General features: G+C 73.9%; 17 protein-coding genes. 6 read left to right on the top strand and 11 right to left on the bottom strand.

What is annotated here, in order from left to right; genetic code table 11:
• Positions 1 to 55: 55 nt before the first annotated feature.
• A complete protein-coding gene (locus O7618_RS03880; RefSeq protein ID WP_278104567.1) occupies positions 56 to 799 on the bottom strand; it encodes a hypothetical protein in 744 nt (247 codons plus the stop codon).
• Positions 799 to 3345 (bottom strand): FtsK/SpoIIIE domain-containing protein, encoded by a 2547-nt coding sequence (locus O7618_RS03875; RefSeq protein WP_278104565.1) that lies wholly within the window; start codon positions 3343 to 3345, stop codon positions 799 to 801. Before O7618_RS03875 ends, O7618_RS03880 begins: the two co-directional genes overlap by 1 nt.
• Before the next feature lie 185 nt (positions 3346 to 3530).
• Between O7618_RS03875 and O7618_RS03870 the strand changes: the two genes are divergently transcribed.
• Together O7618_RS03870 and O7618_RS03865 are read left to right on the top strand one after the other, a co-directional pair.
• Positions 3531 to 4940 (top strand): alkaline phosphatase PhoX, encoded by a 1410-nt coding sequence (locus O7618_RS03870; RefSeq protein WP_278104563.1) that lies wholly within the window; start codon positions 3531 to 3533, stop codon positions 4938 to 4940.
• A 160-nt stretch (positions 4941 to 5100) separates the two neighbouring features.
• A complete protein-coding gene (locus tag O7618_RS03865; RefSeq protein ID WP_278104561.1) occupies positions 5101 to 6054 on the top strand; it encodes a DUF559 domain-containing protein in 954 nt (317 codons plus the stop codon).
• A gap of 107 nt (positions 6055 to 6161) precedes the next feature.
• Here the strand turns inward: O7618_RS03865 and O7618_RS03860 are convergent, their stop codons facing one another.
• The 5 genes from O7618_RS03860 to O7618_RS03840 all read right to left on the bottom strand — a co-directional run bounded on the left by O7618_RS03860 (position 6162) and on the right by O7618_RS03840 (position 11181).
• Entirely contained in the window at positions 6162 to 6581 is a 420-nt protein-coding gene (locus O7618_RS03860) for a hypothetical protein (RefSeq protein WP_278104560.1), read from the bottom strand.
• Between the two features lie 89 nt (positions 6582 to 6670).
• Positions 6671 to 6877: a winged helix-turn-helix domain-containing protein gene (locus tag O7618_RS03855; protein ID WP_278104559.1), complete on the bottom strand. Its 207-nt coding sequence runs from the start codon at positions 6875 to 6877 to the stop codon at positions 6671 to 6673.
• A 331-nt stretch (positions 6878 to 7208) separates the two neighbouring features.
• A complete protein-coding gene (locus O7618_RS03850; protein WP_278110242.1) occupies positions 7209 to 7643 on the bottom strand; it encodes a hypothetical protein in 435 nt (144 codons plus the stop codon).
• Positions 7644 to 7820: 177 nt separating this feature from the next.
• Positions 7821 to 10493: a hypothetical protein gene (locus O7618_RS03845; RefSeq protein WP_278104557.1), complete on the bottom strand. Its 2673-nt coding sequence runs from the start codon at positions 10491 to 10493 to the stop codon at positions 7821 to 7823.
• A 115-nt stretch (positions 10494 to 10608) separates the two neighbouring features.
• Complete coding sequence (locus tag O7618_RS03840; protein WP_278104555.1) at positions 10609 to 11181, bottom strand: TetR/AcrR family transcriptional regulator; 573 nt, start codon at positions 11179 to 11181, stop codon at positions 10609 to 10611.
• Between the two features lie 164 nt (positions 11182 to 11345).
• Here O7618_RS03840 and O7618_RS03835 point away from each other — a divergent pair, with 164 nt between their 5' ends.
• A complete protein-coding gene (locus tag O7618_RS03835; protein ID WP_278104554.1) occupies positions 11346 to 12218 on the top strand; it encodes an MFS transporter in 873 nt (290 codons plus the stop codon).
• Positions 12219 to 12860, top strand: a complete 642-nt coding sequence (locus O7618_RS03830; protein ID WP_278109901.1) for an MFS transporter — start codon at positions 12219 to 12221, stop codon at positions 12858 to 12860.
• A gap of 77 nt (positions 12861 to 12937) precedes the next feature.
• Here the strand turns inward: O7618_RS03830 and O7618_RS03825 are convergent, their stop codons facing one another.
• On the bottom strand, positions 12938 to 13723 hold the full coding sequence (locus tag O7618_RS03825; RefSeq protein ID WP_278104553.1) for an SGNH/GDSL hydrolase family protein: 786 nt from the start codon (positions 13721 to 13723) through the stop codon (positions 12938 to 12940).
• A gap of 193 nt (positions 13724 to 13916) precedes the next feature.
• Here O7618_RS03825 and O7618_RS03820 point away from each other — a divergent pair, with 193 nt between their 5' ends.
• Complete coding sequence (locus tag O7618_RS03820) at positions 13917 to 15452, top strand: M1 family metallopeptidase (protein WP_278104552.1); 1536 nt, start codon at positions 13917 to 13919, stop codon at positions 15450 to 15452.
• A 61-nt stretch (positions 15453 to 15513) separates the two neighbouring features.
• Here the strand turns inward: O7618_RS03820 and O7618_RS03815 are convergent, their stop codons facing one another.
• From O7618_RS03815 to gltB, 3 genes are all read right to left on the bottom strand, one after another.
• A complete protein-coding gene (locus O7618_RS03815; protein WP_278104551.1) occupies positions 15514 to 16038 on the bottom strand; it encodes a hypothetical protein in 525 nt (174 codons plus the stop codon).
• A 123-nt stretch (positions 16039 to 16161) separates the two neighbouring features.
• Positions 16162 to 17667 carry a glutamate synthase subunit beta gene (locus O7618_RS03810; protein WP_278104550.1) on the bottom strand — a complete coding sequence of 502 codons (1506 nt, stop codon included), beginning with the start codon at positions 17665 to 17667 and terminating at the stop codon, positions 16162 to 16164.
• Positions 17660 to 22345 carry a glutamate synthase large subunit gene (gene gltB / locus O7618_RS03805; RefSeq protein WP_278104549.1) on the bottom strand — a complete coding sequence of 1562 codons (4686 nt, stop codon included), beginning with the start codon at positions 22343 to 22345 and terminating at the stop codon, positions 17660 to 17662. Before gltB ends, O7618_RS03810 begins: the two co-directional genes overlap by 8 nt.
• Positions 22346 to 22490: 145 nt before the next feature.
• Here gltB and O7618_RS03800 point away from each other — a divergent pair, with 145 nt between their 5' ends.
• The gene (locus tag O7618_RS03800; protein WP_278104548.1) at positions 22491 to 23333 is read left to right on the top strand and encodes a GNAT family N-acetyltransferase; all 843 of its coding nucleotides are present in this window, start codon (positions 22491 to 22493) and stop codon (positions 23331 to 23333) included.
• The last annotated feature ends 8 nt before the right edge of the window (positions 23334 to 23341 follow it).

Here is a 23341-nt window from a genome sequence, read left to right as displayed (position 1 = left end):
TCGGCCGCATCCCCGGGGCGGTAAGTGCAAGATCGACGAGGTGGGCGGGTCAGCGTCAGCGGAGGAGGCGGAAGAGGATCAGATAGAGGCAGAACAGGGACGGGGAGACCAGGGCGCAGATCACGAAGCCGAGCGGGACGTAGCGCCCGGCCGGGGCCTCGGCGTCGGCCAGCACCGGACGGCCCCAGCGCGCCAGGACGAACTGGCCGGCCAGGAACGACATCAGCGGCACGCCGGCGCAGGACAGCGCCGCCACCAGGTCCATCCCGGACACCGGCAACGGTGAGCCGACCAGCGCGATCAGCATGAACAACGAGCCGACGAGCGCGCACCCGGCGTAGACGGCCACCGCCCGGGCCGGCGCCGACCAGGTCGGCAGCAGCACCGGTCGCCGCGCCAACGCCTCGGTCTCCTGCCCGTGCCGGTCCGCCTCGTCGGCCAACCGCCCCGCCACCGCCAGCTCCGCCGCCGGGTCCCCGGTGGGCACGCTCCCGTCGGGATACGCCCCGACACCCGACCGCCCCGGCGCGGCGGCTCCGCCGCCGATCGCCCCGTCCCCCGTTCCGGGCCCGGGTGGGGCGGCCGGCTGAGCCTCCGGTACGGACGCCATCGGCGTCCCGATCGCCTCGCCGAGCCGGTCGAGGTGCCCGCCCTGGGCGGCCAGCCGCCGCCCGAGCGTGTCCATACCGGACTGAAGACCACGCCGGCGCTCCGCCTCGGCGGCGATCGCCCGCTCCCCGCCGCGCTGCCGGGTGGACAGCTCCCGGATCAGCGCCGCGTACTCGTCGAAGCCACTCATCAGTCCCCGCCCTCGGTGAAGGGCACGATCAGGGCGGTGCGGTGGTCGTGCCGGTCGACCAGCAGGGCCCGGCCCTCGCGCGGCGTCCAGGCGAGGTCGTGCACGCCCAGGTGCAGGCCGAGATCGGCGGCCGGCACGTTCAACGCGACCAGACCGGTCACGTCGTCGCGGTGCCCGCTGCCGCCGAGGTCGTCGGCGAGCCGGCGCAGCCCGCGCCACCAGCCGAGCACGTGCACGCCGCGCGCCGGGCCCTGCCGCAGCACCGCGCGCAGGTCGTCGTGGCCGGAACGGAACGTGCCCGGGTCGGTGGCGGCCAGCGTGCCGGCGGCGGCGTCCATGCCGAACGCCACCAGGTAGGTGCGGCCCGGATCGGCGGCGTCGCCGGCCAGCTCGGCGAGGAGCGCGCGCAGCCCGCCGGCGTCGAGCCGGCGAACCGGGTGGCCGGCGGCGGCGAGCGTCATGGCCAGGTCGTCGGCACGGTCGGTGGTGCCCGGGGCCAGCGGCGCGAACAGGAACCGGGCGGTGCCCGGGGCGTGCTGCCGGGCCAGTGACAGCACGGCGCAGCGGAGCAGCTCCGCCCCGGCGGCGGCGGTGCCGACCACGGCCAGGTGCCGGCCCGGGCTGGCGTCGAGGGCGAACCCGGCCGGGCTGCCGGCGACGTCCACGACGCGGCCGACGAGGGCGTACGGCGGGTCGGCGCCGGGCGCCAGCGCGGCCCAGGCCGGGTCGTCGGCGAGCCGGGGCCGCTCGTGCCCCCGGAAGACCGAGGGCGGCGGGGCTCCTGCCGGCCGGGCCGCGTGCAGCTCGTGGCGCAGCGCCGCGAGGTCGGCCGCGGCGGCGTGCGCGTCCGGGAAACGCACCTCGACGTCGGCGCCGGGCGCGCCGGCGGCGGTGTTCACCACGGCCGTGCCGACGGTCAGCCCGCGCGCCGCGTCGTTGCGGGGGTCGAGCACGGCGTCCCCGCCGGGCAGCGCGATCCGCAACGGGAACTGGCCGAAGATGGCCTCGGCCCGGCCGTAGAGGGCCTCGATGCCGGTGGTGCTCTGGCTGGCCAGCACCAGGTGCAGGCCGTACGAGCGGCCCTTGCGGGCCAGCTCCTCGATCAGGTCGACCGCCTGTCGGGCCAGCGCGTCGTTGCCGGCGAACAGCACGTGGAACTCGTCGACGACGGTGACGGTCCGGGGCGGCCGGGCGTTCGGCGGCAGGTCGGCGAGCCGGCTGACGCCGTGGCGCTTGAGCAGGTCGGCCCGGCGAACCAGCTCGGCGCGCAGCTCCCGGAGCACGGCCACGCCGTACTCGCGGTCGGACTCGATGCCGACCGCGTGGGCGTGCGGCAGCCAGGACGGGTCGCGCGGGGTGGGCACGAACTCGGTGAAGCTGACGCCCTCCTTGAAGTCGAGCAGCATCAGCCGCAGCTCGGCCGGGGAGTAGCGGGCGGCCAGCCCGTAGAGCACGTCGAGCAGCAGGACCGTCTTGCCGGCGCCGGTGCGCCCGCCGACCAGCCAGTGCGGCGTGGCGTCGTCGAACGCGACGGTCACCGGCCGGCGACCGGCCCGGCCGAGCACGGTCCGCAGGCCGGCGCCGGCCGACTCCGTCCAGCGGGACGCCGGCAGCAGGTCGGCGAACGTGACCCCCGAGCTGTCGTCGGCGGCCTCGGCGAGCCGGCGGGCCAGCGCCGTCACCGCGGCGTGCGACGGGTCGCCGTCGAGCACCACCGGCGCGGCCAACCCGCTGCCGTCGACGCTGAACGGGCGACCGGGCGGGTCACCCACCAGGGTGTAGCGCTCGGTGACCCGGAGCTGGGTGGTCGCCCCCAGCGGCGGCGCCCCGCCCGGCCACTGCCCGCCGGCCCGCCCGGCCGTCCCACCCGGCCCGGCCGCCGAGTAGCCGGCCAGCAGCACGCAGACCGCGGCGGCCGGGCCGGCGTGGGTGAGCGCGGCCAGCCGGGCCAGCTCCCGGGCCGGCGGCGCCGACGCGACGACCACCACCAGCAGCTCGCGATCCTCCGGGTCGGCCCGCTGGGCGGTACGCGCGTGCCGCTCCGCGGCGTCCAGCAGCGCGGTCGTCTCCGCCTCGGTGGTCGCCGCCGCGCCGAGCACGCCGGCGTCGTGCAGCGGGCGCAGCGGCAGGAACGCCGCGCCGAACGCGGCCTGGTCGATGCCGACCACCCGGACCGCGCCGGCCGGGGCGGCGGTGAGCAGCCGCACCACCACCGCGCGCAGCAGCTCACCGACGCGCGGGTCGCGGGCGTCGGCGTCGATCGCCAGGTGGGCGCCGGCCCCCACCGGCACGAGCACCGGGAACGCGCCGTCGACGGTGGTCGCCTCGCCGAGGCGTACCGGAACGGGGTGGGTGGCGACGCGGGCGGTGCCGGGCACCGCGGCGGCCAACTCGCCGCCCAGGCGGGCCAGCCGGGCGACCAGCTCGGGGCTGCCGACGGGGGCCGGGCCGGCGGCGCCGAGCGTCCGCCGGGCCGCCTCCCAGTGGCGCAGCGCCTGCCGGTGCCGGTCGACCGCCTGCCGGTACGCCGCCGCGAGCCTGTTCACCGTCCGCCCTCCGACGCCGTCTTCGATCGAGGGAACCCTAACGGACGCGCGCGACCGGGGCACGGCCCGCTCGGCACCCGAGGTTCGTCCACTGTTCACCCGGCGGCGGCCGGCCCCGCCGCCCACCGTTCCCGCGATCCGGCTTGCCTACCGGTGCAACCTCGTGTGCACAGGAAGGCGACGACGTGACCTCCTCTCCCCTCTCCCGACGGTCGCTGCTGGGTGGCGCGGCCGGCGGCCTCGGCATCGTGGTGGCCGGCAACCTGGACGCCATCGCCGGACCCGCCGCGGCCCGGGCCGCCTGCCGTCCCGCGGTCGGCTACGGCGACCTGGTGCCGGACCCGGCCGGCCTGCTGGCCCTGCCGCCGGGCTTCTCGTACACCGTCGTCGCCCAGGCGGGCGCGACGCTGCTGGAGTCGGGGCAGCCGACCCCGAGCGACGCCGACGGCACCGGCTGCTTCCGCGGCCCGCACGGGTCGGTGCTGGTCAACAACCACGAGATCGGCGGTGACGAGCCCTACCCGGTGCCGGCGCTGGCCAGCCTCACCTACGACCCGGGCGCGCGCGGCGGCACCACCACCATCGACGTGGACAAGCACGGCCGGCGGCTGCGCGAGTACGTCAGCGTGGCCGGCACGCACAACAACTGCGCCGGCGGCATCACCCCGTGGGGCACGTGGCTGACCTGCGAGGAAACCGAGCAGCGCGCCGGCGGGCAGTTCCTCAAGGACCACGGGTACGTCTTCGAGGTCGACCCGCACGACCGGGCGGCCAACGCCGACCCGGTGCCGCTGACGTTCCTCGGCCGCTACGCCCACGAGGCGGTGGCGGTCGACCCGTACACCCACTCGATCTACCTGACCGAGGACGCGAGCGGGCCGAACGGCCTGTACTTCCGGTGGACGCCGCCGCCCGGCTTCCGGGCCGGCAAGGGCGCGCTGCGCGCGCTCGCCCAGCGGCCCGACGGCGGCACCGCCGGCACCCTGGAGGCGATGCGCTGCCGGCGCGGCGACGGGCACGTGGCGGACCTGTCCGAGGCCACCACCCCGGGCACCCGCTACCGGGTGGAGTGGGTGGAGGTGCCGGACCGGGACGCCCGGACCGTGTCGGTGCGCAAGCAGTTCGCCGACGGCGAGGTGACCCGCAGTCGCAAGCTGGAGGGCGCCTGGTGGGGCGACGGCGGCGCCTACTTCGTGGCCAGCTACGCCCGGCACACCGACGGCAGCGTCAACGAGCACGACGGGCAGGTCTGGTTCTACGACCCGCGCCGGCAGACCGTCACGCTGAAGACCATCTTCGGGGTGAACCCCGACCCGGAGGCGGACACCGGCAACTACGACGGGCCGGACAACATCACCGTCTCCCCGTACGGCGGGGTGATCCTGGCCGAGGACGGCGAGGGCGTGTCGCACCTGGTCGGCGTCACCGCGCAGGGCAAGCCGTACGCGCTGGCCCGCAACGAGCTGAACGACAGCGAGTTCACCGGGCCGACGTTCAGCGCGGACGGGAAGATCCTGTTCGCCAACATCCAGACCCCCGGGTACGTGTTCGCGATCACCGGCCCGTGGGGCCGGCCGAGCAACGCGCACCGCTGAGGTGGCGACCGGTCGGCGGCTCCCGTCAGGGAGCCGCCGACCGGCTCAGTCGCAGATCTTGGAAGGAAATGGCCCCCGGAGGGGCCTTCCGCTTCCAAGATCTGAGTGCGTTGTCCACAGGGGCCACGCGGCCGGCACCGGGGCGGGCAGTGTCGGACGGGTGGGAGAGTCATGGGCGGGGATGCGGCGGGCGCTGCCGTCGGACGACGCGGACGAGTTGACCTGGTTGTTGTTCCGTCAGGACGATGTGCTCAGCCTCGGTCAGGCACAGGCGCACCTCACGCGTAAGGCGATCCGGCACCGTGTGGCCACCGGCCGATGGCGCCAAGCGCACCGTGCCGTTCTGGTCGCACACAACGGCCCTGTTGGTCCCGCCCAGCTCCGTTGGATCGCGGTGCTGGCCGCCGGCCCGACCGCGCTGCTCGGCGGCATCACTGCCGCCCAGGCAGGCGGCCTGCGCGGCTTTCCGGATCGCGTTGTCCATCTGCTCCTGCCCGCCACCTGCCGTCGTGCTCCGCTGCCGACCGGCGTGCGAGCACACCGGACCACCCACCTGCCGGACGACGACGTGGTGCGGGTCGGCCAGCCGCCCCGGACGACGGCTGCGCGATCAGTGATCGACGCGGCCCAGCGGGCACCATCCGACGCGCAGGCCCGGGCGATCGTCGCGGCGGCGTTCCAGCAGCGGCTGGTGGGCGGCGACGACCTGCACAAGGTGCTGGAGCGGATGCCACGAATCCGCCGCCGGCGACTGATCCTGTCCACCGCCACGGACGCGGCCGGGGGTGCGCATTCCCTGGGCGAGTTGAACCTGCTCGACCTCGTGCGTCGCGCCGGCCTACCCGAACCGACCCGCCAGGTGGTCCGGCGCGACGCCTGGGGCCGGCGACGTTACCTCGACGCCTACTTCGACCAGTGGCGGGTGCACGTCGAGGTGGACGGCGGGCAGCATCTCGATCCGGCGCATGCCTGGGCGGACATGCACCGCCAGAACGCACTCTGGGTCGAGGGCGACCGCGTCCTCCGGTTCCCCTCCTGGGCCCTGCGCGACGACCCGCAAACGGTGATCGACCAGTTACGAGCCGCCCTCCGGGCCGCCGGCTGGCCGGGATGACGAACAGCCAAGATCTTGGAAGCAAACCGCCCTCATAGGGGCCATCCGCTTTCAAGATCTCCGTATCCCGCCCCGCCGAGGCCGATGGCTCCGGAAGGTGTACCCTGTCAGCGGGGACGGCGCACCACGCTCTCCGCGATCGGGCGGAGCACACCGGCGTCTACCGCTTCCGGATCGACCAGCACGTCGACCGCGACCCCGGGCTCGGCGAGCCAGAACGCCTCGGCGTCGCCGATCAGGCCGGCGCCGTCAGGACGGGTGAAGTCGGCGAGCTGCCAGGTGGCGGCGTCGCGCTCGTGGTACTCGGCCAGGAACTCGCGGAGAGCGCCCAGGTCGGCGAGCCGCTCACCCCGGAGCACGTGCACCCGCAGGTCGACCCGGTAGCCGTCCTCGACCTGGCGCTCCCAGACGCGGGTGACGAAGCGGACGTCCGCCCACTCGGTGGCGAAGTCCGACACCTGATCGCCGATGCCGGGTGGCAGATATCCGATGTGGAAGCCGTCCAACTCCCCGCCGTCACGGGTCATTCCGCCTCCCCTTGCGGCTCAGCTCCAGATCTTGGAAGGAAACGGCCCCCAGGAGGGCCCTCCGCTTCCAAGATCTCGCATTCTCCGGGTCACCGCGACCCGGGGCGCTCGGCGACGAACACGCCGACGCCGCCCACCCCTTCGAGGAAGCCCTCGATCTTCAGGGCGTTGATCGCTTGTCGCACCACAATGGCCGACACGCCGTGCTGACGGCACAGCTCGGAGGTCGAGGGCAGCTTGTCGCCCGGCGCGAGCGCACCGGACTGAATCTCGGCGATCGAGGACGCCGACGACATCCTCTTCGCGCACCCGCCACGCCGGGTCGTCCGCTGGGTGCGCGGCTGCGGCGAGGACTACCCCTGCCTGGATGTGGTCTTCGCGCGCCTGGTCAAGGCCGTCGGCGCGCGACCGGACGAACGGTGAGCGCTCATCCGATCATGACGGGAGACCTCCTACGGCTCGACCGCGCAGCGAGCGTGCAGTTCTGTCGCCCGATCACCGTGCGCGTCATTCGCGAGATCACCGACCGCCAGCCGTTCGACGGCTGGGCATGGATCGAGGTGTACGAGTTGAACGGCAGGGGCGATGCGGTCGCCAAGCGAGAGCGGTCGATCTCCACCTGCCACGTCACAGATCAAGCTCCCGCCTGGCCTGCCCCCATGGAATGCCGCTCGCCCGGCCGGCGCGATAGGCGGCCAGGCGGTCAGCTGCATCCGGCAGATCCCGCAGATCGTCGAGCACGTCCTGCAACGCCTCGATCATGGCTCGAGCCAGCTCGTCGTCTCCGCCCGCCTCAACGCTGGCGATCCAGGTCTGGAGCAACCGCTCGCCGTTCGCCGGGTCGCTCTCGACGATCGGCTCCACCACCGCCAGCAGCCCGTTGACGATCACCTCGATGTCGTCCCGGGTGCGGTCGGCCGGCACGACTGCGGCGACGCGACGATCCCTGCGGGTGAGGTAGACGACGTTGCCGTCGACCGCCCGGTCCAGCGCCTCCGTGGGGGAAGGCGAGTGTGTGTTCACCTGTTCGCCGGACGCCGCGAACCACGTCGACCGCGACACACGCGTCTCACGCCGCCATGGTCGCGGCGAAAGGTACTTCCGAAAACCGACATGACTCAGAGTCATAAATATGACCAGGAGGCATACCGTCGAAAAGTCATACCTCTTTCCCGCGAGGTTACCCACGGTCACCCGACCAGTCCCGCCGTAGGCCCCGGTGTCAGCGTCGACGGCGTACTACCGCACCGCGCGGCAGCCGGGGTCGGGGTCGGCGTCCGCTGTGCCGCAGTGGAAGACCTCGGTCGGGGCGGCCGCCACGTCGGGCACCTTCGCCACGGTGAGCAGGGCCAGGCGCTTGGCGACCGGCTCGCCGGAGTCCGGGGCGTACCGGATCAGGCCGCTGACCCCCGGGTAGCCGCCGGCGGCGTTCTGCCGCAGCACCTCGGCGTGCACGCCGACCGGGTTGACCGCGCGCGGCTCCCAGCGGCGGCCGGTGTCGGCGTGCCGCAGCCGGGCGGCCAGGCTCTCCAGCGCGCGCACCATCATCATCGCGGCGTCGTAGGCGAGGCTGACCCGCTCGCCGACCGGCGGGCCGGCGCCCTCGCGGCAGCGCGGCGGGTCGAGCAGGTCGTCCGCGCCGATCCAGGTGAGGAAGCTGCCCCGGGCGTCGTCGCGTGCGGCCTGCGCGGCCCGCAGCGCGGCGCAGGTGGCCAGCGACGCCTTCGACACGTACGTGACCGGCAGGTTGCCCGGCGCGCTGGCCCGCAGCCCGGGGTTGGCCATGTAGCGGTTCACCGAGTCGTCGGCGACCAGGTGCCGGGGCGGGTTCGAGCCGCACTCCTTCAACGCTCGCAGGAACCCGTCGAACTCCGACCAGCGACCGGCGAAGAAGAGCATCCCGGAGTAGCCGCACTCCTGGGTGAGCCGCCGGCCGCTGCGCCACTCGTCGAGCCGGGTGAGCCGGGCGCCGAACCGCTCCCGCAGGCCGTCGACCAGGGTGGCGACGTAGAGATCCCGGGTCAGCGAGCTGCCCTCGCCGGTGGTCCAGTAGACGTGCGCCTCCCCCACCCGCAGCACCTGCCGGGCGTACGCCTCGACCATGGTGACCTGCTCCCGGTTGGGCGCCGACATGGCCAGGTAGAGGCTGGAGTTGGCGTCCATCCGGTCGGCCGACAGGGTGGGCGCGAGCACCGGCAGGCCGACCCGGTTGAGTTCGCGCAACGCCGCCGCCGTGCTGGCCCGGCTGTCCACCAGCCCGACCACGCCGAGCACGCTCGGGTCGTCGCGGGCCAGCCCCTCCAGCATCCGCACCGCGTCGGCGGCGTGGCGCATCTGCCGGCCGGCGTTCGCCACCACGATGTGCAGCAGCGCCGCGTCGTCCGCCGCCGCCGACTCCTTCAGCAGGGCGTACTGGGCGGTCGCCATGCCCTCCAGCTCCTCCCGCTCGGAGACGTAGGACTCCTCGTCGGCGCGGGTCCGGTTGCCGGTGAGGCTGCCCAGATAGACCAGGGTCAGGTAGGGGCGGCGATGGTCGCTGCGCCGCCACACCTCCTCGGTGGCCCGGTTCTGGGCGAAGATGCGCCGCTGCACCGCGCGCAGCCGGTCCTGCCCGGGCTCGCTGTTGAAGACCTGCCCGGCGGTGTCGCTGTAGCCGACACACTCGCCACCGACCAGGCGCACGCTGACCCGGTCGGTCGGCCACGGCCGGCAGTCCGGCGCCCACCGCCCGTGCGCCCACACCCCCACCCCGGCGAGCAGCACCACTGCCACCGCCGCGGGCAGGAACCGCCGCGCCCACCAGGGCGGGTCCGGCGCCACCAGCGCCGGCGGGGCAGCCGCCACGGGTACGCCGGCGGCGTCCTCCGCCGCCAGCACCATCAGCCACGCACCGGAGCGGCGCAGCCGCCGGCGTTCCGGCAGCGCCTCGGCCCACTCCTCGTACGCTTCCTCGGCCTCCGCCAGCAGACGCGACGCGGCCGGTTCCGGCGGCGGGTCCGCGGCGACCGCGACCACCAGCAGCGGGTCGTTGCGGCCGGTCTCGTTGCGGACCTCGTCGACGATCCGGACCAGGGTGTGCCCGACGTTGTCCGGGCGTACGCCGTCGAGCAGCACCACCGGATAGGCGGTGCGCCGCCAGTCCCCCGGTCGCCAGAACCGCCGCCGGTAGGCCAGCCGCAGGTCCTCCAGGAACGCGTGCAGCAGCAGCTTCTCCACCTGGGCCGGGTGCTCGCCGTCGCGCCAGCCGGCGGTGAGCCGCTCGGCGAAGCCGAGGAACGTCACCGACTGCCGGGGCGCCAGGTACTGCTGGCGCATGAACCAGCGGTACTGCCGGCCGACCACCGGCACCCGCCCGGAGACGGCGATCCGGAACAGAACGCTGGGCACCGCCCGGCGCAGCAGCCAGAGCAGCAGTTGCAGCGCGGCGCCGAGCCCGGAGTCGCCGCCCACCTGCGGGTCGTCGCCGGCCCGCCGGCCCCGCCAGTCACGCAGCCGGCGCACCAGCGAGGCCCGGCCGCTGTCCGCGGCGTCCACGTCGACGGCGAGCGTCTGGTGCATCAGCCAGTCGGCGAGCGGATAGTGCCGGAACCGCAGGCGGGGCGCGCCGAACGCCTCCAGGGAGAGCTGCCGGTGCAGCTCGCGCAGCACCGTCGCCACGTCGTCGGTGGGCGGCCGCTCGGCCAGGTCCAGCACCGCGTGCGGCACCCGACGCCCGGTGCCCCGGGCGGTGAAGCGGCGCAGCAGGGCGGCCACCGCGCCGTCGTCGGCCGGCCGGAGCAACCAGAGCAGCGGGAGCCGGCGGTCACCGCGGCGGGGTCGCCGCAGCAGTCGGGCCAGCAGGGTGAGCAGTTCCAGGCCACCGGCCGGAAGCTGCTCCCGGGTGGGCCGCGGCCGGGTCGCCGGTTCGCGCATGGTCACCTCCGGGTGACTCCGGGTGTCGCACCATTGTCGACACCCCACGCAAGGATGCAAGGAGGGGCCCCCTGTTAACGCCTCAGGTATAGGAGGGGGCCCCGCTTAACACCTCTCAGCGAGGTGGGCGCAGCCCGTCGAGCGCGATGGTCAGCACGCGGTCGCGCTGGGCCGGATCGGGGAACTGGTAGGCGGCCAGGCCACTGATCAGGCGCACCACGTCGTCGAAGTCGGCGTCCGGGCGGGCGGCGCCAGCCGCCTGGGCACGGCGCAGCAGCGGCTCGCCGGCGGCGTAGATCTCGGTGCGGCAACTGCGGAACACCTCGGAGTCGTGCACCAACTCCTCGGCCAGCGCCCGCTTGGTGGCGACGTAGGCGACGAACCGGTGCAGCCAGCCGACCAGCGCGTCCCACGGGTCGAGGTCGGCCAGGTCGGCGGCGGAGGCGCTGAGCGCGCGCACCTCCTCGACGTAGGCCGCCTCGAACAGGTCGCGCCGGCGCGGGAAGTTGCGGTAGAGCGTGCCGATGCCCACGCCGGCGCGGCGGGCGATCTGCTCCAGCGACGCACTCGCGCCGCACTCGCCGAACACCTCGCGGGCGGCGGCGACCAGGGCGTCGTAGTTGCGCCGGGCGTCGGCGCGCCTGGGGCGCCGCGCGAAGACCTCGGTCGGCTGGTCGGCACTGGGCATGACGCGCGTCACTCCTTCCCTCTTGCAACCGGAGGCACCCCTCCACTACGTTGGTGGAGGCATCCCTCCGGATAGCGTACTCCGGGGGTTCCGGCCCGACGCGCCGCCATCGCCGCCCGACGCGCGAGCGGCCACCATCTCGTACCGAACGGGAGTTCTCCCACATGATCGCCACCCTCCGGCGCGGCTCGCGCCGGATGACGTTCCTCGTCCTCGCGGCCGGCACCGGCTTCTTCGCGATGCTCCAGTCGCTGATCACGCCGGTGCTGCCCACCATCCAGCACGACCTGCACACCTCGCCGAACACGGTGACCTGGGTGTTGACCGCCTACCTGCTCTCCGCGTCGATCTTCACGCCGATCCTCGGCCGGGTCGGCGACATGGTCGGCAAGGAGCGGACACTCGTCGTCTCGCTCGCCGCGCTCGCGCTGGGCTGCCTGCTGGCCGCCGTCGCGCCGAACATCGGCGTGCTCATCGCCGCCCGGGTGGTCCAGGGCATCGGCGGCGCCGTCTTCCCGCTGTCGTTCGGCATCATCCGGGACGAGTTCCCGGCCGCCCGGGTCAGCTCCGCGGTCGCCTCGATCTCGGCGGTGGTGGCCGTCGGCGGCGGCCTCGGCGTCGTGCTGGCCGGCCCGATCGTGACCACCCTGGGCTACCGCTGGCTGTTCTGGATCCCGCTGGTCGTGGTCGGCCTCACCGCGCTGGCCGCGCACCGGTTCGTGCCCCGCTCGCCGGTACGCACCCCGGGCCGGATCAACTGGGCCAGCGCCGTGCTGCTCTCCGGCTGGCTGGTGGCGCTGCTGCTGCCGGTCAGCAAGGGCGCCGCCTGGGGCTGGTCCTCCGGCCGGGTGCTCGGCCTGCTGGCGGTGGCCGCCGTGCTGGTGGCCGGCTGGCTGGCGGTCGAGGCCCGTACCGCGAACCCGCTGATCGACCTGCGGATGATGCGCCTGCCGGCGGTGTGGACCACCAACCTGGTCGCCCTGCTCTACGGCGCCTCGATGTTCGCCGTCTACGCGTTCCTGCCGCAGTTCGCGTAGATCCCGACCAGCGCCGGGTACGGCTTCGGCGCCAGCATCACCCAGGCCGGGCTGCTCATGCTGCCGATGCTCGTCGGCATGTTCGCCGCCGGCCTGCTGGCCGGGCGGCTGGAATCCCGGTTCCGCCCGAAGGCGCAACTGAGCACCGGCGCGGTGTTCAACGTGGCCGCCGCGGCGATGCTCACCCTGGCGCACGACACCCGGTGGCAGGTCGGCCTCGCCGGCGGCCTGGTCGGGCTCGGCATCGGGCTGGCGTTCGCCTCGATGGCCAACCTGATCGTCGGCAACGTGCCGGCCTCGCAGACCGGCGCGGCGACCGGCATGAACGCCAATATCCGCACCATCGGCGGGGCGATCGGCGCGGCGCTGGCCAGCGCCGTGATCACCGCCGATCCGCAGCCGAGCGGGCTGCCCCGGGAGGCCGGTTTCACCGCCGGCTTCCTGCTGCTCACCGGCATCTCACTGGCCGCGGCGCTGGCCGCGCTCGCCGTACCCGCCGGACGGCGCGCCCGGCCGGGGCGGCGCACCGGACCGGCGCCGGAGGTCGAGCCGACCGCGCTGTCACAGGTGACACCCGGTACGCCCGCCGCCGCGGCCGCTCTGCCGGAGAGGGTCGGCGGGCTGGTGCCGGCGAGCCGCTGACCCTCTCCGCCTCGGCGGTTGTTAGGAGGGGCCCCCTGTTATGCAGAATGCGTTAACAGGGGGCCCCTCCTTACACCTCAGCCGATGGCGGCGGTGAGCGCGGCCAGGTAGCCGTAGCGGTAGCCGTTGGCGTTCGGGTGGTAGGCCTCGATCACCCCGCTGACGTCGCGGATCCAGGGGTCCGCCGCGCACACGCCGTGCCCGGTGAAGTACGGCCGCGCGTCGACGAACGTCGCCCCGGCGGCGCCGGCCCGGCCGGCGGTGACCCCGTTCAGCACGTCGGCGGCCTGGTTGAGGATGGTCCGCTTGTAGCTGCTCATGGCGAACAGCCCGCAGAAGCCGGTCTCGAACAGGCGCGGGTAGCCGAGCACCACGAGCCGGGCGTTCGGGGCCCGCTCGCGGATCGCGGTGTAGGTGGCGTCCAGCCGGCCGGGCAGCGTCGCGGTGGCGAACGTCTTCGCCCCGGCCACCGCGCTCTCGCAGCTCGACGTGCTGCCGAAGCGGCAACTGGTCATCACGTCGGCGAAGCCGGCGTCGTTGCCGCCGATGGTGATGGTGACCAGGGTGGTGGTGGAGCTGAGCTGCCCCACCTGGTTGTTCAGCACGTCGGCGGTGACCGCGCCGCCGCAGGCCGGGAAGCGGAAACTGGTGACCACGTGCGCCGCGGCCCAGAGCGGGGCGTACGACTTCTGACTGCGCAGGCAGGTGGAGAGGTCGTACGGCCCGGCGCCGACGCCGGAGGAGTAGGAGTCGCCGAGGGCGACGTAGTTGACGGTGGCCGCCCGGGCGGCGCCGGGCAGGAGCACGGCGCCGAGGACGGCCGCCAGCACCGCGGCGAGGGCGGTACGGACGCGACGGGACATGACAGGACCTCCACGGGACAGGGGTGGTGGAGCCCGTTGACCGCGCGCGTGGCCGAAGGGTGTTGTTACTAGCGGGTAATGCTATCGAAACATTCGCAAGAATTGAATAGCTCCGCCCGGCCGTCCGAGACTCATCTGTTTACATGTGTCGATTAGGTTCGGGTGCGTACACCCGACGGAGGGAGTCCCACCCGTGCCACGCGCACTCTCGGCGGCGATCGCCGCCCTGACCCTCACCACCGCCGTCACCACCGTGACCGGCGCACCCGGCCAGGCCACCCCGACCGGATGGGGCCGCCCGCACGTCTCGGCGGCCACCCCCACGCCGGGCAGCCCCGGGCTGGGCGACAGCTACTTCCCCGACTACGGCAACGGTGGCTACGACGTCGACCACTACGACATCCGGCTGCGCTACGAGCCGGCCACCGACCGACTCAGCGGCACCACGACGATCCTGGCCGCCGCCACCCAGGACCTGTCCCGGTTCAACCTCGACTTCGCGCTCGACGTCGAGTCGGTCCGGGTCAACGGCTGGGTCGCCGGCTTCGCCCGGGCCGGTGACCACGAACTGGTGGTCACCCCGCCCCGGACGGTGCCCAAGGGCCAGCAGCTCACCGTCGTGGTGAAGTACGCCGGCATCCCCTCGCGGACCAAGGTCTACGGCTACACCGGCTGGACCCGCACCGCCGACGGCGCGCTCGCCGTGAACGAGCCCGAGTCGGCCTGGTGGTGGTATCCGAGCAACGACCACCCGAAGGACAAGGCCACCTGGGACATCTCCGTCTCGGTGCCGACCGGCCTCGAGGTGGTCAGCAACGGCGTGCAGCCGCGCGACCCGCTGCCCGAGGCGGGCAACCGCACCCGGTGGAGCTGGCGCAGCGTCAAGCCCGGCGCCACCTACCAGGCGTTCCTCGTCATCGGGCAGTACGACATCGTCACCGACACCGCGCCGGACGGGCAGCCGGTGGTGAACGCGTACAGCACCACGCTGGGCGAGCGCCTGCCGGCCGCCCGGGCCAGCATCGAACGCACCGCCGAGATCGTCGACTGGGAGAGCGGGGTGTTCGGCCCCTACCCGTTCGAGGCCCAGGGCGGCGTGGCCGGCCCGGTCGACGGCATCGGCTTCGCGCTGGAAACCCAGACCCGCCCGGTCTACGGGCCCGGTTTCTGGCGGCGCGGCTCGAATCCGTACGTGGTGGTGCACGAGAACGCCCACCAGTGGTTCGGCGACTCCGTCTCGGTGGCGGACTGGCGCAACATCTGGCTCAACGAGGGCTTCGCCTCGTACGCCGAGTGGCTCTGGTCGGAGGAGCAGGACGAGGGCACCGCGCAGGAGCAGTTCGACTTCACCTACGACTACTATCCGGCAGACTCCGATTTCTGGCAGGTGCTCCCCGGTGACCCCGGCACCGACCGGGTCTTCGACGACGCCGTCTACGACCGGGGCGCGATGGCGCTGCACCAGATCCGGCTGGCCGTCGGCGACCCGGCGTTCTTCCGGATCCTGCGCGCCTGGACGGCCCAGCACCAGTACGGCAACGGCACCATCGCGCAGTTCCAGGCGCTCGCCGAGCAGGTCTCCGGCCGGGACCTGGACGCGGTCTTCACCACCTGGCTGTTCACCGCCGGCCGGCCCGAGGTGGGCGCCACCGCGCGTACCTCGGCGGCCCCGGCCCGGCCGGCCTCCTGGGCGAAGATTCGCGCGGCGCACGACCTGCTGCACCGCTGACCGGTCCGGTCGGTCCCGCCCGTCGAGGGCGGGGCCGGCCAGGGCCGAGCGGCGACGCCGGTCAGGCCGATCCCGGCACGGGCGCCGGTGCGGGCGGCGACGCCCGGCTCGCCTCGATGGCGCGGATGTGCCGGTAGGCGAGCCAGAGCGGCGGGAAGGCGCCGACCGCGAACGACAGGTCGACGAGCGTCCAGAACCAGGGAATGTCCCGAACCGGGCCGCAGATCAACGCCAGCGGCACGATGCCGGCGCAGGCGATCATGCCGACCTGGACCACCCAGACGTTACGCACCGGGTCACGCAGCGGCCCCCAGAACGCCACCGCGAGCACCAGGTGGGCGAAGGCCAGCCAGTCGGTGCCGTAGAGCAGGAACGGATAGTCACGGTCGGCGGTGACCAGACCGGTGTGGACCCGGTCGATCCAGCCCACCAACGCCGGCAGCCGGCCGGCGAGCGGATCGAGCGCCGCCGACAGCCAGCGCACCTCCAGCTCCAGCGGAAACGCGGTCACCCCGCTGAGGAACAGCCCCACCATCACGACCCAGAGCCAGCGGCGCACCCGCCGCAGGCGTACCTCGACGTCCATGCCCGCAGCGTAACGACGATCTTCGTGGTGCCGGGGTCCCGTGGGACGAGACGTGGCCCACCTCCCGGCGGGTGTCAAGCGGGGCCCCCGCCTATACCGAATCCGTTAAGAGGGGGCCCCTCCTTACCTCGCGGCGAGGGGTTGCCGGGCCGGGTCGACCGGGGCGGGCAGTTCGCCCACGCCGCCCAGGTAGGTGTGCACGGCTGCGGCGGCGGCCCGCCCCTCGGCGATCGCCCAGACGATCAGCGAGGCGCCCCGGTGCATGTCACCGGCGACGAAGACACCGTCGGCCGCCTGCCAGTCCGGGCGGGCGTCGATCGCGCCGCGGCCGTTGCGGGCCACCCCGAGCTGGGCCAGCAACGGCTGCTCCTCGGTGCCCTCGAAGCCGATCGCGAGCAGCACCAGGTCGGCCGGGATCTCCCGCTCCGAACCGGGCAGCACGGTGACGATGCGCCGGCCGTCGACCTTCTCCACCGTCACCTCGGCGATCCGGACCGCCCGGACCTGCCCGGTGCCGTCGTCGACGAACTCCTGCACCGCCACCGCGAAGACCCGCTCGCCGCCCTCCTCGTGCGCCGGGTAGGAGCGCAGCACCCACGGCCAGGTGGGCCACGGATCGCGGGCGGCGTCCCGGTCCGCCGGGGGCTGCGGATAGAGGTCGAGCTGGCGCACGCCGGCCGCGCCCTGCCGGTGGGCCACACCGAGGCAGTCGGCGGCGGTGTCGCCACCGCCGATGATCACCACGTGCTTGCCGGCCGCGTCGATGGGCGTGCCGTCCGGCAGCACGGCGAGAGCGGGCCGACCGTCCCCGGCCGCCGCGACGACCCGGTTGGCCGCGACCAGGTGCGCCATCGCCTGGTGTACGCCGCGCAGCGCCCGGCCCGGCGTCTCGTGGGTGTCCCGGCCCTGCAGCGCGCCGCAGGCGAGCAGCACCGCGTCGTGCTCGGCGCGCAGTTGCTCGGCGGTCACGTCGACGCCGACGTTCACGCCGGTGCGGAACCGCACCCCCTCGGCGGCGAGCTGGGCCACCCGGCGGTCGATGTGGTGCTTCTCCAGCTTGAAGTCGGGGATGCCGTAGCGGAGCAGGCCGCCGGGGACGTCGTCGCGTTCGTAGACGGTGACGGCGTGACCGGCGCGGGCGAGCTGCTGCGCGGCGGCCAGGCCGGCCGGGCCGGAGCCGACCACCGCGACCGAGCGGCCGGTCGACGTCGACGCGGGCCGGGGCCGCAGGCCGTTGCGGGCCACCGCCGCGTCGGCGATCTCCACCTCCACCTGCTTGATGGTGACCGGCTGTTGGCCGCCCAGGCCGAGCACGCAGGCCGCCTCGCAGGGTGCCGGGCAGAGCCGGCCGGTGAACTCGGGGAAGTTGTTGGTGGCGTGCAGTGACTCCACCGCCGCGTCCCAGTTGCCGGTGCGGACCAGGTCGTTCCAGTCGGGGATGCGGTTGCCCAGCGGGCAGCCGTCGTGGCAGAACGGAATGCCGCAGTCCATGCACCGGGTGGCCTGCTCGCGGATCAGCGCCTCCCCGGCCGGCGGGTAGACCTCCCGCCAGTCCGTGATCCGCACCGGGACCGGGCGGCGGGCGGGCAGCCGCCGGTCGTAGCGCAGGAAACCGTTCGGGTCAGGCACGAGCCACCTCCTGGGCGGCCACCCGCGGCGTGGGTGGCAGGGACGCGGCAGGCTGAGCCGCCGGGGCGGCTGTCGCCGCCAGTGCGCTCATCACCGCGTCGTCGACGTCGTGGCCGGCGGCTTCGGCGGCCCGCATGATCTCCATGACCCGGCGGTAGTCCCGGGGTACCACGGCGGTGAACTCCTCCACCGCCTCCGGCCAGCGCTTCAGCAGCGCCTCGGCGACCGCCGAGTCGGTTTCCGCGAAGTGCCGCTGGACCAACGCGTGCAGCCGGACCCGCTCCTCCTCGCGCAGCGGGGCCAGGTCGACCAGCTCCGCGTTGACCAGCCGTCGGTCGAGCCGGTGCACGAACGCGGTGCCGCCGGACATGCCGGCGGCGAAGTTGCGTCCGGTCGCGCCGAGCACCACCACCGTGCCACCGGTCATGTACTCGCACCCGTGGTCGCCGAGCCCCTCGACCACGGCCACCGCGCCGGAGTTACGCACCGCGAACCGCTCACCGACCCGCCCGCGCAGGAACACCTCGCCGCCGGTGGCGCCGTAGAGGATGGTGTTGCCGGCGATGATCTGGTCCTCGGCGCGGCGGCCCGGTTCGGCGTCGTCACCGACGAACGGCGCGGCGGCGTCCGGCCGGACCACGATCCGCCCACCGGAGAGCCCCTTGCCGACGTAGTCGTTGGCGTCACCGTGCAGGCGCAGCGTGACCCCGCGCGGCAGGAACGCGCCGAACGACTGCCCGGCGGTGCCGTGCAACAGGAACTCGACGGTGTCGTCGGGCAGCCCGGCCCCGCCGAACCGGCGGGTCACCTCGCCGCCGAGCATCGCGCCGACGCTGCGGTGCTCGTTGCGGACCTCCACCTCGACCCGCACCGGGGCGCCGTCGCGCAGGGCCGGGCCGGCCAGCTCGATGAGCCGGTTGTCCAGGGCGACGTCGAGGCCGTGGTCCTGGGCGCGGACGCCCCGCCGGGCCGCGCCCTCGGGCAGCTCGGGCAGGTGCAGGACCCGGCCCAGGTCGAGACCGTGGCCCTTCCAGTGGTCGATCGCGCCGGCCACGTCGAGCAGCTCGGTGTGCCCGATCGCCTCGTCGATGCTGCGGAAGCCCAGCTCGGCCAGGTAGCCGCGGACCTCCTCGGCGAGGAAGAGGAAGAAGTTCTCCACGAACTCGGGCCGGCCGGTGAACCGCTCGCGCAGCACCGGGTTCTGGGTGGCGATGCCGACCGGACAGGTGTCCAGGTGACAGACCCGCATCATCACGCAGCCCTCGACGATCAGCGGGGCGGTGGCGAAGCCGAACTCCTCGGCACCGAGCAGCGCCGCGACCAGCACGTCCCGGCCGGTCTTGAGCTGACCGTCGACCTGCACGGTGACCCGGTCGCGCAGCTTGTTGAGCAGCAGCGTCTGCTGCGCCTCGGCCAGGCCCAGCTCCCACGGGGTGCCGGCGTGCTTGAGCGAGTTGAGCGGGGACGCGCCGGTGCCGCCGTCGTGCCCCGAGATGAGGATGACGTCGGCCTTGAGCTTGGCCACGCCGGCCGCCACGGTGCCCACGCCCACCTCGCTGACCAGCTTGACGTGCACCCGGGCGGCCGGGTTGACGCACTTCAGGTCGTGCACGAGCTGGGCCAGGTCCTCGATGGAGTAGATGTCGTGGTGCGGCGGCGGGGAGATCAGGCCGACGCCCGGGGTGGCGTGCCGGGTCCGGGCGATCCACGGCCAGACCTTGTTGCCGGGTAGCTGGCCGCCCTCACCGGGCTTCGCGCCCTGCGCCATCTTGATCTGGAGGTCGTCCGCGTTGACCAGGTATTCGCTCGTCACGCCGAACCGGCCGCTGGCGATCTGCTTGACCGCCGAGCGACGCGCCGGGTCGTGCAGCCGGTCGACGTCCTCGCCGCCCTCGCCGGTGTTGGACTTGCCGCCGAGGCGGTTCATCGCGATCGCGAGCGTCTCGTGCGCCTCGGCCGAGATAGACCCGTACGACATGGCGCCGGTGGCGAACCGCTTGACGATCTCGGTGGCCGGCTCGACCTCGTCCAGCGGCACGGCCGGGCGAACGCCGGTGCGCAGCGTGAACAGCCCGCGCAGCGAGCCCGCCTTCGCGGCCAGCTCGTCGACCTTGGCGGTGTACTGCCGGAAGACGTCGTACTGGCGGCTGCGGGTGGCGTGCTGGAGCAGGAAGACGGTCTCCGGGTTGAACAGGTGCAGCTCGCCCTCGCGCCGCCACTGGTATTCGCCGCCGACCTCCAGGCGGTCACTGGCCTGGGTGCCCGGCGCCGGCCAGGCCAGCGCGTGCCGGGCGGCCACCTCGGCGTGGATCTCGGCCAGCCCGATGCCACCGATCGTGCTCGGCGTGCCCCGGAAGTAGCGGTCGACCAGGCGGGTGTCCAGACCGACCGCCTCGAACACCTGCGCCCCGCAGTACGACGACACGGTGGAGATGCCCATCTTGGACATGATCTTCAGGACGCCCTTGCCGAGCGCCTTGACGTAGTTGCGGATCGCCTTCACCGGATCGACGCCGGCCAGCGCGCCGGTGGCGATCATGTCCTCGACCGACTCGAAGGCCAGGTAGGGGTTGACCGCCGCCGCGCCGTAGCCGATCAGCACCGCCGCGTGATGCACCTCCCGGCAGTCGCCGGACTCCACGACCAGCGCCACCTGGGTGCGGGTCTGCTCACGCACCAGGTGCTGGTGCACCGCGGCGGTGAGCAGCAGCGACGGGATCGGGGCCAGATCGGCGTTGGAGTCCCGGTCGGAGAGCACCAGGATGCGGACGCCGTCCTCGATCGCCTCGGAGACGTGCCGGCAGATCTCGGTCAGCCGGGCCTTGACGCCGGCGCCGCCGTCGCGGATCCGGTAGAGGCCGGAGACCCGGACCGCCTTGAAGCCCGGCAGGTCGCCGTCCTCGTCGATGGAGAGGATCTTCGCCAGCTCGTCGTTGTCGATCACCGGGTAGGGCAGCACGATCTGCCGGCAGCTCGCCGGGCCCGGGTCGAGCAGGTTGCCCTCCGGCCCGATCGTGGTCGCCAGGCTGGTCACCAGCTCCTCCCGGATGGCGTCCAGCGGCGGGTTGGTGACCTGGGCGAAGAGCTGGTGGAAGTAGTCGTAGAGCAGCCGCGGCCGGGTGGACAGCGGGGCGATCGGGGTGTCGGTGCCCATCGAGCCGATCGGCTCCGCGCCGCTGCGGGCCATCGGGCCGAGGAGGATCTTCAGCTCCTCCTCGGTGTAGCCGAACGTCTGCTGCCGGCGCCGCACCGAGTCGTGGGTGTACACGGTGTGCTCGCGCGCGGGCAGGTCGTCCATCTCGATCAGGCCGGCGTGCAGCCACTCCTGGTAGGGCTGCGCGGCCGACAGCTCGGTCTTGATCTCGTCGTCGGAGACGATCCGGCCGTTGACGGTGTCGACCAGGAACATCCGGCCCGGCTGGAGCCGCCCCTTGGCCACCACGGTCGCCGGGTCGAGGTCGAGCACGCCCGCCTCGCTGCCCAGCACCACCAGCCCGTCGCTGGTGTGCCACCAGCGGCCCGGACGCAGGCCGTTGCGGTCCAGCACGGCGCCGACGACCTCGCCGTCGGTGAACGCGACCGAGGCCGGACCGTCCCACGGCTCCATCAGGCTGGCGTGGAAGCGGTAGAACGCGCGCTTGTCGGCGCGCATGTCCGGGTCGTTCTCCCACGCCTCGGGGATCATCATGAGCACCGCGTGCGGCAGGCTCCGCCCGGCCAGGTGCAGCAGCTCCAGCACCTCGTCGAAGTTGGCCGAGTCGGACGCCGCCGGGGTGCAGACCGGGAAGACCCGGCGGATGTTGCCCGGGATGCTCGGGCTCCGGAGGAGGGCCTCGCGGGCCTGCATCCAGTTGCGGTTGCCGCGGATCGTGTTGATCTCGCCGTTGTGGGCGATGAAGCGGTAGGGGTGCGCCAGCGGCCAGGACGGGAACGTGTTGGTGGAGAAGCGCGAGTGCACCAGCGCGATGGCGCTCTCCACCCGCTCGTCGGTCAGGTCCGGGTAGAACGCCGGAAGCTGGTCGGGCGTGAGCATGCCCTTGAACACCATCGTCCGGCCGGACAAAGACGGGAAGTAGGCCGGCTGGCCCCGCTCGGCGGTCTCCCGCTCGACCTGTTTACGCAGGCAGAACGCCACCCGGTCCAGGTCGAGCCCGGTCAGCGGGTCCCCGGCCGCGCCGGCCGGGGAATCGGTCAGCCGACGCGCGGCCACGAAGAGCTGCCGGACCCGGGGCATCGCCGCGAGCGCGGTCTCGCCCAGGTCGGACGGGTCGGTCGGCACCGCCCGCCAGCCGAGCACGTCGGCGCCCTCGACCAGCGCGTACTTGTCCACCACCTGGCGGGCGCGGGCCTCGGCCGCGTCGTCGTCGGGCAGGAAGACCAGGCCGGTGGCGTACTCGCCGGCCGGGGGCAGCGGGAAGTCGACAGTCGCGCGCAGGAACGCGTCCGGCACCTGGATCATGATCCCGGCGCCGTCACCGGTGTTGTGCTCCGCGCCCCGGGCACCCCGGTGGTCCAGCCGGCGCAGCGCCCCGAGGCCGTTCGCGACGACCTGGTGCGAACGCCGCCCATGCAGGTCGGCCACGAAGGCCACACCGCAGGCGTCGTGCTCGTACGCGGGGTCGTAGAGACCCGGCGTCCGCGGGGCCGGCTGCGGGCTGTGAGGGTACGGAAAGGCCACCGGGCCTCCTGTCGTCACTCAGGTTGGTACATGGTGGGGACGACGTCGGCCCGCTGGGGTTTATTGAGTCTACGTTAGGGCGTACCGCGCAAGGCCAGTTCAGATTGATCACACTTCCAGATGCTGGGACGTGTAGTCTCGCGCGGTGGATGTCGTACGAGCCGACGCGCTCGACCAATTGGAGCGCTTCTACGACGCGGTGCCCCGCGACGGGGCCCGGACCGAGGGGTTCGACTCCCTGGTGCTGTTCGTCCGCGACGGCGCCGGCTGGCCGTTCTACGCCCGACCCCGGCTCGACGCCACCGACGCGCCCACGCTGGCCGAGGTCGCTGCCGTCCGCGCCCGGCAGCGGGAGCTGGGCCTGCCCGAGGCGTTCGAGTGGGTCCACGAGCACCAACCGGGCATGCTGGCGGTGGCCCGCTCGGCGGGGCTGAGCGTGCTGGAGGCGCCGCTCATGCTGTTGGAGCCGGAGCGGCTGCCCGACCCGGCGACGCTCAGCGACGTACCCGTGCGGGTGCTGGACCCGGGCGACCCGGGCTTCGCCGCGGACATCGCGCTGCGCCGGGCCGTCGCCGCGGTCGGCTTCGCCCACGGCGGCACCGCGCGCGGCGAGGCCGGGCCCGCCGAGCGCGACGCCGCGCTCGCCCGGCTGGACGTGGACGCGCTGGAGGAGGAGGCGGCCCGGGTCGCCGACGGGCGGCGGATCTCCGTGCTCGCCGCCACACCGCGGGACGGGACGCTCGCCAGCGGCATGGCGATGCGGGTCGGCGACGTGGCGGAGATCGCCGGGGTGGCGACGCTGCCGTCCGCCCGGCGGCGCGGGCTCGGCACCGCGGTGACCGCCACGCTGGCCCGGGAACTGCGCGCCGCCGGCACCGACCTGATCTTCCTGAGCGCGGGCAGCGAGGACATCGCCCGGGTCTACCTGCGGGTCGGCTTCCGTCGGGTGGGCACGGCCTGCATCGCCGAGCCGGCGGCGGTCATCTGAGCGCCGGG

This window comes from Micromonospora sp. WMMD980 (assembly GCF_029626035.1).
Taxonomy (GTDB): Bacteria; Actinomycetota; Actinomycetes; order Mycobacteriales; family Micromonosporaceae; genus Micromonospora.
Note: the sequence above shows the minus strand (reverse complement) of the source record. Positions and strands in the feature narration are given on the sequence as shown.

Excerpts from the sequence above, each read along its gene's own strand:
- O7618_RS03840 (WP_278104555.1), bottom strand. The coding sequence starts at position 11,181 with ATGCCCAGTGCCGACCAGCCGACCGAGGTCTTCGCGCGGCGCCCCAGG.
- O7618_RS03880 (WP_278104567.1), bottom strand. The coding sequence starts at position 799 with ATGAGTGGCTTCGACGAGTACGCGGCGCTGATCCGGGAGCTGTCCACC.
- O7618_RS03835 (WP_278104554.1), top strand. The coding sequence starts at position 11,346 with ATGATCGCCACCCTCCGGCGCGGCTCGCGCCGGATGACGTTCCTCGTC.
- O7618_RS03855 (WP_278104559.1), bottom strand. The coding sequence starts at position 6,877 with ATGTCGTCGGCGTCCTCGATCGCCGAGATTCAGTCCGGTGCGCTCGCG.
- O7618_RS03845 (WP_278104557.1), bottom strand. The coding sequence starts at position 10,493 with ATGCGCGAACCGGCGACCCGGCCGCGGCCCACCCGGGAGCAGCTTCCG.
- O7618_RS03860 (WP_278104560.1), bottom strand. The coding sequence starts at position 6,581 with ATGACCCGTGACGGCGGGGAGTTGGACGGCTTCCACATCGGATATCTG.
- O7618_RS03825 (WP_278104553.1), bottom strand. The coding sequence starts at position 13,723 with ATGTCCCGTCGCGTCCGTACCGCCCTCGCCGCGGTGCTGGCGGCCGTC.
- O7618_RS03815 (WP_278104551.1), bottom strand. The coding sequence starts at position 16,038 with ATGGACGTCGAGGTACGCCTGCGGCGGGTGCGCCGCTGGCTCTGGGTC.